At 39.7% G+C, this 14,764-nt stretch carries 9 protein-coding genes and 2 pseudogenes; 7 read left to right on the top strand and 4 right to left on the bottom strand.

The features are described from left to right. The first annotated feature begins 11 nt into the window (after positions 1-11). Together dnaK and dnaJ are read left to right on the top strand one after the other, a co-directional pair. Positions 12-1,841 carry a molecular chaperone DnaK gene (gene dnaK / locus CYK55_RS07865; RefSeq protein WP_010735218.1) on the top strand — a complete coding sequence of 610 codons (1,830 nt, stop codon included), beginning with the start codon at positions 12-14 and terminating at the stop codon, positions 1,839-1,841. 353 nt (positions 1,842-2,194) lie between these two features. Further along, complete coding sequence (gene dnaJ, locus CYK55_RS07860; RefSeq protein WP_010735219.1) at positions 2,195-3,361, top strand: molecular chaperone DnaJ; 1,167 nt, start codon at positions 2,195-2,197, stop codon at positions 3,359-3,361. A 27-nt stretch (positions 3,362-3,388) separates the two neighbouring features. Here the strand turns inward: dnaJ and CYK55_RS07855 are convergent, their stop codons facing one another. Both CYK55_RS07855 and CYK55_RS07850 read right to left on the bottom strand, forming a co-directional pair. Then, a complete protein-coding gene (locus CYK55_RS07855; RefSeq protein ID WP_034689612.1) occupies positions 3,389-4,087 on the bottom strand; it encodes an HAD family hydrolase in 699 nt (232 codons plus the stop codon). Between the two features lie 10 nt (positions 4,088-4,097). After that, positions 4,098-4,874 (bottom strand): DeoR/GlpR family DNA-binding transcription regulator, encoded by a 777-nt coding sequence (locus CYK55_RS07850; protein ID WP_023519826.1) that lies wholly within the window; start codon positions 4,872-4,874, stop codon positions 4,098-4,100. A 226-nt stretch (positions 4,875-5,100) separates the two neighbouring features. On the opposite strand from CYK55_RS07850, the pseudogene lacG reads away from it, so the two are divergent. From lacG to CYK55_RS07830, 4 genes and pseudogenes are all read left to right on the top strand, one after another. Beyond that, positions 5,101-6,500, top strand: a pseudogene (gene lacG, locus CYK55_RS07845) (6-phospho-beta-galactosidase). Between the two features lie 16 nt (positions 6,501-6,516). Next, positions 6,517-6,828, top strand: coding sequence for a PTS lactose/cellobiose transporter subunit IIA (locus CYK55_RS07840; protein WP_010735223.1), 312 nt, complete (start codon positions 6,517-6,519; stop codon positions 6,826-6,828). Between the two features lie 18 nt (positions 6,829-6,846). Continuing rightward, the gene (locus CYK55_RS07835; protein WP_126134151.1) at positions 6,847-8,529 is read left to right on the top strand and encodes a PTS lactose transporter subunit IIBC; all 1,683 of its coding nucleotides are present in this window, start codon (positions 6,847-6,849) and stop codon (positions 8,527-8,529) included. A 20-nt stretch (positions 8,530-8,549) separates the two neighbouring features. Next, a pseudogene (locus CYK55_RS07830) lies at positions 8,550-10,180 on the top strand (glycosyl hydrolase 53 family protein). Between the two features lie 59 nt (positions 10,181-10,239). Here the strand turns inward: CYK55_RS07830 and CYK55_RS07825 are convergent. Then, positions 10,240-10,977: an amino acid ABC transporter ATP-binding protein gene (locus CYK55_RS07825; protein ID WP_019723724.1), complete on the bottom strand. Its 738-nt coding sequence runs from the start codon at positions 10,975-10,977 to the stop codon at positions 10,240-10,242. Position 10,978: 1 nt separating this feature from the next. Continuing rightward, the gene (locus tag CYK55_RS07820) at positions 10,979-12,472 is read right to left on the bottom strand and encodes an amino acid ABC transporter substrate-binding protein/permease (RefSeq protein ID WP_080693175.1); all 1,494 of its coding nucleotides are present in this window, start codon (positions 12,470-12,472) and stop codon (positions 10,979-10,981) included. 294 nt (positions 12,473-12,766) lie between these two features. On the opposite strand from CYK55_RS07820, the gene uvrB reads away from it, so the two are divergent. Continuing rightward, on the top strand, positions 12,767-14,761 hold the full coding sequence (gene uvrB / locus CYK55_RS07815) for an excinuclease ABC subunit UvrB (RefSeq protein WP_126134150.1): 1,995 nt from the start codon (positions 12,767-12,769) through the stop codon (positions 14,759-14,761). Positions 14,762-14,764 lie beyond the last annotated feature (3 nt).

Below are 14,764 nucleotides of genomic sequence, written 5' to 3'. Positions count from 1 at the left end.
AGACGTTGATTATGAGTAAAATTATCGGAATTGACTTAGGTACAACAAACTCAGCAGTAGCTGTATTAGAAGGAAATGAAGCAAAAATCATTGCAAATCCAGAAGGAAATCGTACAACACCTTCTGTTGTGTCATTTAAAAATGGTGAAATCCAAGTAGGGGAAGTAGCAAAACGTCAAGCAGTGACAAACCCTAATACGATTTCTTCCATCAAACGCCATATTGGTGAAGCTGGTTATAAAGTGGATGTTGAAGGTAAATCATATACACCACAAGAAATCTCTGCAATGATCTTACAATACATCAAAGGATTCGCAGAAGATTATTTAGGCGAAAAAGTAGAAAAAGCAGTTATCACTGTTCCTGCATACTTCAACGACGCACAACGTCAAGCAACTAAAGATGCTGGTAAGATTGCAGGTTTAGAAGTAGAGCGTATCGTCAATGAACCGACTGCGGCAGCGTTAGCTTATGGTTTAGACAAAACAGATCGCGATGAAAAAATCTTAGTATTTGACCTTGGTGGTGGTACATTCGACGTATCGATCCTTGAATTAGGCGATGGCGTATTCGACGTATTATCTACTGCTGGAGACAACCATTTAGGTGGAGATGACTTTGATAACAAAATCATTGATCATATGGTTGCTGAATTCAAAAAAGAAAATGGCATTGACTTAGGTCAAGATAAAATGGCTTTACAACGTTTGAAAGACGCTGCTGAAAAAGCGAAAAAAGACCTTTCAGGTGTTTCAAGCACTCAAATCAGCTTGCCATTTATCACAGCTGGCGATGCTGGTCCATTGCACTTAGAAATGACTTTGACTCGTGCAAAATTTGATGAATTGACAGCTGACTTAGTGGAACGTACGAAAGTTCCTGTACGTCAAGCATTGAAAGATGCTGGTTTGTCACAATCAGAAATCGATGAAGTGATTTTAGTCGGCGGTTCAACTCGTATTCCTGCGGTTGTTGAAGCTGTAAGAAAAGAAACAGGAAAAGAACCAAACAAATCAGTAAACCCTGATGAAGTTGTAGCGATGGGTGCAGCAATCCAAGGTGGCGTGATCACTGGTGATGTAAAAGACGTTGTTTTACTAGATGTAACTCCATTATCATTAGGTATCGAAACGATGGGCGGCGTATTTACAAAATTGATCGATCGTAATACAACAATTCCAACAAGTAAATCACAAGTATTCTCAACAGCTGCGGATAACCAACCTGCGGTAGATATCCATGTATTGCAAGGGGAACGTCCAATGGCTGCGGACAATAAAACATTAGGTCGCTTCCAATTGACAGATATTCCAGCTGCACCACGCGGTATCCCTCAAATCGAAGTAACATTTGATATTGATAAAAATGGTATCGTAAATGTATCTGCAAAAGATCTAGGTACACAAAAAGAACAAAAAATCACGATCAAATCTTCTTCAGGTCTAACAGACGAAGAAATCGAACGTATGGTGAAAGATGCTGAATCTAATGCTGAAGCAGATAAAGCACGTAAAGAAGAAGTTGATCTACGTAACGATGTCGATGCGTTGCTATTCTCTGTTGATAAAACCTTGAAAGAATTAGAAGGTAAAGTTGACGAAGAAGAAGTGAAAAAAGCTGAGGCAGCTCGTGACGAGTTGAAAGCTGCAGTAGAAGCAAACAACATCGAAGAAATGAAAACAAAACGTGATGCGTTGAACGAAATCGTGCAAAACTTGACAGTTAAATTATATGAACAAGCGGCACAACAACAAGCTCAAGAAAATCCTGAAGCTGCCCAAGGCGGAGCGGATGATGTCGTAGATGCTGATTTTGAAGAAGTCGATGACGACAAAAAATAATCAGTTCATTTAGTTTCATTTAAAGAGATCAAGTCCCGCTTAGAATAAGCCGAAGAATTCGAAAATAGCTTCTCATATTTTCGCGATTCTTCGGCTTATTTCCGAGGGAATAATTTTGTAACAGTCTATTTATGCAGTTTAGAAGCATCACTAGTGTAAAGGAACAAGTCATCAATTGTGATTTTTCTTTGGATCAAGAAGAGAAATGTTTTCTTTTCTTCGTGCCATATAAATCAATGATCGATTTTTTCTTCTTTAGTCGATACTTCGAATTTTCCGGTTTTTGTTTCGATCAAAGTGTGATATGATAACAAACGACGTGGAAATGAAGAGAACCAATAGGAGGAAAGCCTATGGCAACAAAACGTGATTATTATGAAGTCTTGGGGCTGTCAAAAGGAGCTTCAGAAGACGAAATAAAAAAAGCTTATCGAAAGTTATCAAAAAAATACCATCCAGATATCAATAAAGAGCCTGATGCTGATGAAAAATTCAAAGAAGTTTCCGAGGCTTATGAGATTTTAAGTGATCCACAAAAACGTGCGGCTTACGATCAATACGGACATGCTGGAACTGATCCTAATTATGGCGCAGGTGGCGGCGGCTTTGGTGGCTTTGGCGGCTTCTCTGGTGGTGGAGCTGGCTTTGGTGGGTTTGAAGATATTTTTGATTCGTTTTTTGGCGGTGGTGGAAGATCTGTTGATCCAAATGCCCCTCGTCAAGGATCAGATCTACAATATACGGTCAATTTATCCTTCGAAGAAGCAATCTTTGGGGTAGAAAAAGAAATCAAATACAATCGTGAAGAAATTTGTCACACGTGTAGCGGAAATGGTGCAAAACCAGGAACACAACCGACGACTTGTCATAAATGTCATGGTTCTGGAACGATCAATGTGGAACGTCAAACACCACTTGGTCGTGTGATGAGTCGCCAAACTTGTGATGTGTGTCGGGGAACTGGGAAAGAAATCAAAGAACCATGTCCAACTTGTCATGGCTCTGGTCATGAGAAGAAAGCACATACGGTCAAAGTGAATGTACCAGCCGGTGTGGAAGAAGGACAACAAATGCGATTAGCGGGACAAGGTGAAGCAGGTGAGAATGGTGGTCCTTTCGGAGATCTATATGTAGTCTTCCGAGTAGAAGAAAGTGATATCTTCGATCGTGATGGCTCAGAGATCTATTATGAGTTACCATTAAGCTTCGTGCAAGCAGCGCTAGGCGATGAAGTACAAGTGCCAACTGTTCATGGGGATGTCAAATTGAAAATCCCTGCTGGTACGCAAACGGGAACGAACTTCCGTTTACGTGGCAAAGGAGCGCCGCGTTTACGTGGTGGTTCAACAGGGGATCAACATGTACGTGTGAAATTGATTACTCCTAAAAACCTCAATGAGGAACAGCGTGAAGCTTTACGTGCGTTTGCTAAAGCAGGTGGCATGCATGTTCAAGAGCAACAAGAAGATGGTTTTTTTGATAAAGTAAAAGATGCGTTTGGCGGAAAAAAACGTAAATAAATACAAAAAAGATAGACGATCATACGTCTATCTTTTTTTTGATGAAGTTGCAGTGGAGAAGAAATTGAGATAGAAATCATCAAAATTTTCTATCACACCATCTTTTCTTAGTTCTTGATTGGAGAATAACTGGCGATTTTTTTTAAATGGATCAATGGCGATGATCGTACCGATATTTGCACGTTTGGCTGCTAAAAGTCCAGAATAAGCATCTTCAATGACCAAGCAATCTTTTGGTTTAAGTGCCAATTTTTGGGCAGCTTTGATAAAGATATCAGGTTGTGGTTTACCTGGAAAAGTATTATCATCGTAAACGACTTGATCAAATTCAAACCATCGTGCTAAATCGAAAATCTCGAAATAAAATTCAACGTTAGCTTTGACTGTCGCTGTAGCGATCGTGATCGGGATATTCTCCTCTTTCAATATATCCAAAGTACCGATCAATCCCTGCGTAAGCACTAAATCATCTGGTTTTTCTAAGCAAAGTTTGCGATAATATGCTTCTTTCTCGTTTGATAGTTTCTCGACTTCTTCCTTGGATAAAGTAGGTGAGATAAAATAATTCAATATCTCACTATTGGTACGTCCATGGATATTTTTAACAATGTCTTCATAAGAGAGCTCTTTTTTAGAATAATGATGGATCATTTGAACCCAAGCCGCTTCATGTAAATGGGAGTCTTGGAACATCGTCCCGTTAAAATCAAAAATAATTCCTTTCATACGTTCACTCCTAAAGTTCATTTTCTAGCGATTCCGCTAATTTTATTTGGACATATTGCGAATAATGATCTTTCACATGTGATTTGATGTGTGGATCAGTAATCAATAAATCAAAATCATGTAATTGATAAAAGATATAAAAGTCATCGCGATTAAATTTTTGGTGGTCCACTAATAAGTATTTATTTTTCGAATGGTTCAGTGCAATTTGTTGGGCTTCACCTTCTTCAGTACTATAGGTTGAGATTGCTTCATTATGCACACCGTTAGCGCTGATAAAAGATTTGGTGAACTTCAGTTTTCTGAGGTTATCGTTGGTGATAGGGCCGACAAATGCACCGGTGTTTTTTCGAAAATCGCCACCGATCAACAAAATTTCGGGAACTTCTGCTTGGGCTAACACTTCAAAAACCGCGTAATTATTCGTAATGATCCGCAGTTTTCTGTGGATCAAGTGAGAAGCTAATAACTCGATCGTCGTTCCTGGGCCCAAAAAGACTGTATCGCCTTCATTGATCAACTGTGCAGCAGTTGCTGCAATCTGTTGCTTTTCTTTGATTTGCATGACTGATTTTTCTGTATGTGATAATTCTTGGTCGAGGGTATAGGTGAGACTTTGGGCCCCGCCATGGATACGCAATAATTTTCCTGATTTTTCTAACTCATCCAAATCTCGACGAACGGTCATATCAGAGACATTCAATTGTTCGATGATCTCACTGACCGTTAAAATCCCTTTTTTATTGACCATCTCACTAATTGTTAGTAAGCGCTCTCTTTTTAACATCTAATCACTCCCAATTCACAAATAATCTACCATAGAATAGAATAGAGGTCAACATAAACAAACATATGCAAACAAAAATAATCAAAATAAACAAACAATTACCACTTTTATTTCAAATAAATACAATTTATTGATTGAATTTGTTTGTTTTTGTTGACAAATGTTTTGAATGCGATTACAATTCGTGTTGTTATATAAATTAGTAGACAAGAAGGTAGGGGAAGAGATGTTGAAATTACCAGAAGATTTTATTTTTGGCGGAGCAACAGCGGCATACCAAGTAGAAGGTGCAACAAAAGAAGGCGGAAAAGGTGAAGTTGCTTGGGACGAGTTTTTAGAGAAACAAGGAAGATTCAGTCCTGATCCGGCAAGTGATTTCTATCATCAATATGAAAGAGATATTGAATTATGTGAGAAGTTTGGTGTGAATGGGTTACGTTTATCCATTGCGTGGAGTCGTATTTTTCCTGATGGAACTGGAAAAGTGAATGAAGAGGGTGTGGCATTTTACCATAAAGTCTTTGCAGCTTGTGAGAAACATGGCGTACTTCCTTTTGTGACGCTCCATCATTTTGATACCCCAAAAGTTTTATTTGATCAGGGTGATTTTTTAAATAGAGACAATATAGAAGCGTTTGTTGCATATGCAAAATTTTGCTTTGATGAATTTAAAGAAGTACGTTACTGGAGTACCTTCAACGAGATTTATCCAGTGGCAACGAATCAATATTTATTAGGGATTTTCCCACCAGGAATCACCTATGATTTCACAAAAATCATTGCTTGTTTGCATAACATGATGTATGCGCACGCAAGGGTGGTGAACTTGTTCAAAGACAAGGATATGTCGGTGAAATTGGTGTGGTTCATTCTTTAGAGACGAAATATCCTGCATCGGATGCTTTGGAAGATCAACATGCAGCATTCTTAGATGATGCGTTATCGATCCGTTTTCTATTAGATGCCACTTACTTAGGATATTACTCTGATGAAACATTGTCAGCGCTTGCTGAGATTTGTGAAGCGAACGGCGCAAGTTATGAGTTTCCTGAAGAGGATCTGGTCGAAATGAAGCGTGCCTCACACCGTAATGATTACTTAGGGATCAATCATTATCAATGCCACTTTGTCAAAGCGTATCATGGAGAGAATGTGATCCATCATAATGGGACGGGGGATAAAGGAACTTCTGTTTATAAAGTAAAAGGAATTGGGGAACGGATCTATAAAGAAGGAATCCCTAGAACGGATTGGGACTGGTTGATCTATCCAGAAGGGTTATATGATCTATTGTTACGTATCAAGGAAGATTATCCCCACTACAATAAAATCTACATCACTGAAAATGGGATGGGATTCAAAGATCAGTTCGATGATGGTGTGATCATGGACCAACCACGGATCGAATATTTGAAAGTTTATTTAGAATCATTGAGCCAAGCTATATCTGCAGGAGTTACCGTGAAAGGCTATTTTCTATGGTCGTTAATGGATTTGTTCTCTTGGTCAAATGGTTACAATAAACGATACGGGCTCTTCTATGTCGATTTCGAAACACAAAAACGTTACCCTAAAGAGTCCGCCTATTGGTACAAATTCGTCAGTGAAACAAAAACAATCATTTAAGTAGGAGGAATGGAAGATGAATAAAGAAGAATTGCAAATGTTAGGTTTTGAGATTGTGGCTTATTCAGGGGATGCACGTAGTACGTTACTCACATTATTAAGAGAGGTACGTCAAGGGAAATTTGATCGTGTGGAAGAAGCTTTGAAGGATGCAGATGAGAATTTGACATTAGCCCATAATTCACAAACAAAGATCTTAGCAGAAGAAGCTTCAGGAAAAGATATGGACATGGGATTTATTTTTATCCATGGACAAGATCACTTGATGACTACTTTATTGCTAAGAGATTTGATCCAAGATTTCATTGAGTTATATAAAAACAAATAATCACTAGGAGTGAAAAGCATGAATGGGATCATCAAGCAAATTGAAAAAGGCAAACCGATCTTTGAAAAAATCTCACGTAATATATATTTAGGTGCGGTCAGAGATGGATTCTTGACGGCTATGCCTGCAATTTTATTTTCAAGTATCTTTATTTTGATTGCGGCAGTTCCTGAGATTTTTGGTTTTCAATGGGCAGAAGGAGTGTCGACCTGGTTATGGAAAATCTACAATTATTCGATGGGTGTCGTGAGCATATTAGTTTCTACAACTACTGCCCGTTGTTTAGCCGAATCGATGAATCGGAGAATGCCGAAAAATAAAATCATCAATACCACATCAGTGATGCTTGCTTCTTTAGTTAGTTTCTTATTGCTGAGTGTCTCACCGATTGAAGGTGGTTTTTCAACGGAATATATGGGGACGAAAGGATTACTTGCTTCGTTCATCGCTGCATTTATTACTGTAAACATTTATAAGTTTTGTGTACGAAAAGATATTACGATCAAGATGCCAAAAGAAGTACCAGGAACAATTTCTCAAACGTTCCGCGATATTTTTCCATTTTCATTTTCAGTCTTTGCCGCCGTCTTGGTCGACTTAGCTGCACGTAGTCTTTTTGGTATCTCTTTTGCAGAAGCCATCATCACTTTATTACAACCATTATTTACAGCAGCAGATGGCTATTTGGGGATAGCCGTGATCTGGGGTGCTATGGCATTTTTCTGGTTTGTTGGTGTGCATGGCCCATCGATTGTTGAACCAGCGATTGCAGCGATCATTTATGCGAATGTCGAAACCAATTTACAACTGTTTAATTCTGGGGAACAAGCTTCACATGTATTGACTGTTGGTTTAGGAAATTTTGTCGGAACGATGGGTGGAACAGGTGCGACTTTAGTCGTTCCGTTTATCTTTTTGCTGTTTGCAAAATCAAAACAGTTAAAAGCCGTTGGTAAAGCTTCAGTTATTCCAGTCAGTTTTGCAGTGAATGAGCCACTATTGTTTGCGGCACCGATGATTTTGAATCCGTATTTCTTTGTTCCGTTTTTATTGACGCCGATTGTAAACGTTTGCTTGTTCAAGTTTTTTGTTGATGTTTTTGGAATGAATAGTTTCATGTATGTCTTACCTTGGGCAACGCCAGCGCCGATTGGATTAGTCTTGGGAACCGGTATGGGGATTCTGGCGTTTGTCTTAGCCGCAGTCTTGATTCTCGTGGATTTTGCAATTTATTTCCCATTTTGTAAAGCGTATGATGCGACGCTAGTTGAACAAGAAGCACGACAAGCAGAACAAGTAGCAATGCAAGAAAGCGAAACAAAAGTGACTGTGACGATTCCGGGGAATGGAGTATTGGCAACAGAAGCGAGTTCTTTGGTCGATTCAGGAAAAGAAATCAATGTATTAGTTTTATGTGCGGGTGCAGGTACAAGTGCTATGCTTGCAAATGCCTTAAAAGAAGGAGCAAAAGAATTTGATGCACCAATCAGTGCTTTAGCAGGTGCTTATGGTTCTCATTACGAGATGATGGAAGACTTTGATATGATCGTCTTGGCGCCGCAAGTCCAATCTTACTATGAGGATATCAAAGAAGACACAGATCGTTTAGGGATTAAATTGGTTGCGACAAAAGGTGCAGAATACATTGGTTTGACAAGAGATCCTGAGAAAGCTGTTCGATTTGTTTTAGATCAATTTTAAATCAAAGGAGAGGTCGTTAAATGAACAAAGTAAAAGGTTGGCGAGTGTTGTTTGTCGGATTATTTGTTTCATTAGTCAGTGTAGTATTAGGCACAAAGCAAGTGGAGGCAAAGGAATTGATACGAGGAGCAGATATCTCGATATTAGCAGATATGGAAAAATCTGGTGCAGGATATTACGAAAATGGTGTGAAAAAAGATGCATTACAGATTCTAAAGAACAATGGCGTCAACTATGTTCGTTTGCGATTATGGCAAAATCCTTATGATGATCAAGGAAATTCATATGGTGCAGGCACGAATGATTTGAAAACAACGATTGCTTTGGCCAAACGTGCGAAAAACCTAGGATTGAAAGTATTACTTGATTTTCATTATAGTGATTTCTGGGTGGACCCTGGCAAACAAAACCTACCGAAAGCATGGGAAAACTATAGCTTTGAGCAACTTGTTGCAGCCTTATACGGTTATACGAAAAGTGTATTGACAGAAATGAAAAACAATGGCGTATATCCTGATATGGTCCAGATAGGCAATGAATTGAACAGTGGCATGCTTTGGCCTCATGGGAAATCATGGGGGAAGGTGGTGGCGAGTTTGATCGATTAGCCACTTTCTTGAAGTCTGGGATTCGAGGAGTAAAAGAAACGCAACCAGTCGACACACCCATCATGCTACATTTAGCTGATGGTGGAGATACAGATGTATTTACTTGGTGGTTTGATGAGATGACAAAACGTGGGGTAGATTACGATTTGATCGGCCTGTCCTATTATCCTTATTGGCATGGCTCAATGAATGCCTTGCAAACGACAATGAACACGATCAGTGCCAGATATGATAAAGAAGTCAATGTAGTAGAAACTGCGTATGGACACACAACTGCCAATGCGGATAGTATGCCCAATGCTTTTGGACCTGAACAGGAAATTGCAGGAGGATATTCGGCAACACCAGCAGGGCAAAAAGAATATTTGAATGATTTGGTGACCCGTATCCAAACCGTGCCAAATGAGAAAGGGAACGGATTTTTCTACTGGGAACCTTTATGGTATAACGGCAATGTTTCTTGGGCAACAGCTGCTGGAATGAACTATCTGGGCGTACAATCTCAAACAGGAAATGAGTGGGACAACCAAGCGATGTTTGATTTCAATGGGCAAGCACTTCCCAGCTTAAAGGCGTTTCAAGAAGCAGGTAGACAGCAAAATCTTCTGAAAAATCCTAGTTTTGAAAATGACGGTTTCACGAATGCACCGACCAATTGGTCGGTGTGGCGAGGCAATGGTGCAGCAATCGATACATTGAAAACTGAAACTGGTGGGTTTTCCGGAACGTATAAAGCAACCTTTTGGGATGATCAAGCGTATCAAATGTCGATATATCAAACGGTTAATGGGTTAAGTAAGGGAACCTACACATTAACTGCTTATACCATGGCAGGTGGCGATTTGACCACTAGCCAAATGTATGTCAAAAATCATGGTGGGAAAGAGCTGAAGGCTTCGATCACTAAAAGTGGAGAGTGGATGAAGCTAACGATCAAAGATATCCCGGTTACTTCCGGCACGAGTGAGATTGGCATTTATGTTGATGCGAAAGCGCAAGGATGGGTATCGGTGGATCATGTAACATTCGTTAAAAATCAATAATAAAAAGCCCCTAAGGACGCTTGGTTTTCCAGACGTTCTTAGGGACTTTCTTTAGTCGATCAGATATCTAATACTTTATCCAAGAAATCTTTCGTTCGCTCATTTTGCGGATTTTCAAAGATTTGTTGTGGTGTGCCATCTTCAAGGAAGTTGCCGCCATCAATAAACATGACACGGTTAGCGACTTCTTTAGCAAAGCCCATTTCATGTGTCACGATGACCATAGTCATTCCTTGTTTCGCTAATTTTTTCATGACATTTAATACATCGCCGACCATTTCTGGGTCCAAGGCTGAAGTAGGTTCATCAAAGAGCATGATATCGGGATTCATAGCTAATGCACGAGCGATAGCAACCCGTTGTTTTTGTCCACCAGATAAGTTATCTGGGTACATATCTTTTTTGTCTTCTAAGCCAACTGTTTCTAACAATTTGATTGCTTTTTTCTCTGCTTCCTCACGAGAGAGTTTCTTTAGATCCATCGGTGCTAAAACGATGTTTTCCAACACAGAAAGATGTGGGAAAAGATTGAAATGCTGGAATACCATGCCAATATGTTGTCTTACTAAGTTGATATCTGTGTTTTTATCCATCAAATGAGCACCATCAATGATGATATCACCGGATGTTGGATCTTCTAAACGGTTCAAACAACGTAAAAAAGTACTTTTACCTGAACCAGAAGGTCCGATCACACAAACAACATCGCCTTCATTGATCGACACGTTGATGTCGTTCAAGACAGTGTTATCTCCATATTTTTTTACAAGATGTTCGACTAAGATTTTTTCTGTCATCTTATTTCACCTTCTTTTCTAAAACTTTCGCAAATTTTGTCAATGCAGTGATCAAGATCAAGTACATTACTGCGATGATCAAGTAAACATACGTACTTTGAGTGGTCCGAGCAACGATGATTCGTCCTGTTTGTAGCAACTCGACCACACCAATCGCTGAAATGATCGTCGTATCTTTCAATGAAATCACGAATTGGTTGACAAACGATGGGATCATGATTTTAAATGCTTGTGGTAAAATGATTTTTTGCATCGTACGGTTATAAGACAGACCTAAACTTCGTGAAGCTTCCATTTGTCCTGTAGGAACAGCATTGATCCCGCCGCGTACGATTTCGGCAATATAGGCACTCGCGTTCAAGGTCAATGTGATGATCCCTGCAATAAAGTCAGGAATCGTAAAGCCGATGATATTTGGTAGACCGAAAAAGATGAAGAAAGCAAGTACCATCATCGGGATTCCGCGAATGATATCTACATAGATGCTTGCAATTGTTCGTAAGGCGCGGATCGGTGCAACACTGAAAAGACCGAAGATCACGCCGATAACTAAAGCTAGTGCAAATGAAATCAAGGTTAATAGGATCGTTTGCCATAAGCCTTTCAATAACGCTTTGTAATTGTTTTGGATCAAGCCGGTCAATGTCGATTCATCAACAGCTGGTGCTGCTGCACTTTCGTCTGTAGAGATGTATTGATTGATGATCTCGTCATATTGACCTGTTCGTTTTAATTCTTTTAATCCTTCGTTGAACATTTGTAATAATTCAGGATTTTCTCCTTTTTTCACTGCGAAACCATAAGAGCCGCCAGTTTCTCGTTCGATCGGCGTTTCTAATTCCTGACCATTTTTGATCGCATAACCGATTACTGGATAGTCATCCATCATTGCGTCAATTGCTCCGACTCTCAAACTATCATATAGCTGATCTGCAGCATCGAAATATTTGATTTCGTAGCCGTATTTTTCTTGGTTAGCGACCAAGAAATCTGCACTTTCGGTACCGACTTTCGCCCCGACTGTTTTTCCATCTAAGTCTTCATAAGATTTGATCGAAGTATTGCCTTTTTTGACTGCGATTTGGATACCACTTTGGAAATAAGGGTCTGAAAAATCAAACGTTTTTTTACGTTCATCTGTAATCGTCATCCCCGCGATCATTCCATCTGCTTGTCCAGATTCCAATGCTTGTAACGCAGCAGAGAAACCACGGAAGTCCATGCGGATATTGAAACCATGCATTTCTGAGATAGCTTCCATTAAGCTGACATCGATCCCCACATATTCGCCATCCGCATTTTGATACTCGAATGGAGCGAAGGCCGAATCACTTGCAATCACATAAACGTCTTTTTTAGGTTTTATTTTTTGCATCGTCTCGCTAGTTGCTGTAGTCGATTGCGTCTCATCAGCTTGCACAGGCGTGTGCAGAGCGAATGTAACAAGTCCTGTCATTATGAAAAGGAATGTCTGTAACATGTTTCTTTTTTTCATAAATAACCTCCTATATAAATTTCGATAATTTCCAATATTTAACTATTATAGGCGAAAAGATATTCCTAACACAAGATTCCAAGAAAAAATAATTTAAAAAAGTAACGGTTTATTACATGCCGTGTAATAAAATGTTACATGTGATAAAAGAAAGAGATGACCTATAAGATCTGAAACTTTCAATTGGCGAAAGTATGTTCGCCGTGATATAATAGGAGAACAAGGAATGCCTTTGCTTTCCTTTTCTTTTTTTGATGAAATGAGAGAAGGAATGAACGAAAAGGAGGACGAACAATGATTGAAAGAGATACCTCCCGTCATTTTGAGTTGGTGTCAAAATACCAACCAGCCGGCGATCAACCAGAAGCAATCAAGCAGTTGGTCGAAGGTGTAAATGAGGGTAAAAAAGCGCAGATTTTATTAGGTGCGACTGGAACAGGGAAAACCTATACGATATCTAATTTGATCGAAAAAGTAAATAAACCAACTTTGATCATTGCACATAATAAGACACTAGCTGGCCAATTATATGGGGAATTCAAAGAGTTCTTTCCGAATAATGCGGTCGAATATTTTGTTTCTTACTATGATTATTATCAACCAGAAGCCTATGTACCTTCAAGTGATACGTACATTGAAAAAGATTCAAGTGTCAACGATGAAATCGATAAATTGCGTCATTCCGCCACGAGTTCATTGTTAGAACGAAATGACGTGATTGTGATTGCTTCGGTTTCTTGTATTTTCGGATTAGGTTCACCATTCGAATATCAAAAACAAGTCGTGTCGATCAGACAAGGTGCGGAGATAGACCGTAATCAATTGATTCGAGATCTAGTCAGCATCCAATTTGAGCGAAACGATATTGATTTTCAGCGCGGTCGTTTTCGAGTGCGTGGTGATGTCGTGGAGATCTTTCCAGCTTCACGTGATGAGCGAGCATTACGCGTTGAATTTTTTGGCGATGAAGTCGAAAGAATCCGTGAAGTGAATGCGTTGACAGGTGAAGTATTAGGCGAAACAGAGCACGTCGCTATTTTCCCAGCCACTCACTTTGTGACCGATGACGATCATATGGAACATGCGGTCGCAAATATCAAAGCAGAACTGGAACAACGCTTGACTGTGTTACGTAATGAGAACAAATTACTAGAGGCGCAACGCTTAGAACAACGGACGAACTATGACATCGAGATGATGTTAGAGATGGGCTATACTTCTGGGATCGAAAACTATTCACGTCACATGGATGGTCGTAAAGAAGGCGAACCGCCGTATACGTTATTAGATTTCTTCCCTGAGGATGCGCTGATGGTCATTGATGAATCTCATGTGACGATGCCACAGATTCGTGGAATGTATAACGGAGACCGTGCGAGAAAACAAATGCTCGTCGATTATGGTTTTCGCTTGCCATCAGCACTAGATAACCGTCCCTTGCGTCTAGAAGAATTTGAGAAACATGTCAACCAGATCGTTTATGTTTCTGCAACTCCTGGACCTTATGAGTACGAACAAACAGACACAGTGGTCCAACAAATCATTCGACCTACAGGATTATTAGACCCAGTCATCGAAGTACGACCGATCATGGGTCAAATCGATGATCTAGTAGGTGAAATCAATGAACGGGTCGAAAAAGATCAACGGGTATTCGTGACCACGTTGACGAAAAAGATGTCAGAAGACTTGACCGATTACTTCAAAGAGTTAGGGATCAAAGTGAAATACTTGCATAGTGATATCAAAACATTAGAACGAACAGAGATCATTCGTGACCTTCGTTTAGGTGAGTTCGATGTATTAGTTGGTATCAACTTACTACGTGAAGGATTAGATGTCCCTGAAGTATCGTTAGTTGCTATTTTAGATGCCGATAAAGAAGGGTTCTTACGAAGTGAACGTTCATTAGTCCAAACCATCGGACGTGCGGCACGTAACTCAGAAGGTAAAGTGATCATGTATGCGGACAGAGTCACTGATTCTATGCGTTTGGCCATGGACGAAACGTCAAGACGTCGTAGTATCCAGCAACAATACAATGAGGAACATGGCATCGTTCCGAAAACGATCATCAAAGAAATCCGAGACTTGATCTCGATTACGAAAGAATCAGAAGATGATGCAAAAGAAACGGTACAAGTTTCTTATGAAGAGATGACAAGAGAAGAGAAAGCAACACTATTGATGAAACTAGAAAAAGAAATGAAAGATGCAGCGAAAGCATTGGATTTCGAGACCGCAGCTAATGTGCGTGATATGATTCTTGAATTAAAAGCATCTGAGTAGGGG

The sequence above is a fragment of the Enterococcus mundtii genome, from assembly GCF_003957375.1.
In the GTDB taxonomy this organism is placed as follows: Bacteria; Bacillota; Bacilli; order Lactobacillales; family Enterococcaceae; genus Enterococcus_B; species Enterococcus_B spodopteracolus.
The sequence above is the reverse complement of the archived record's forward strand: the minus strand, read 5'-3'. Positions and strand labels throughout refer to the sequence as shown.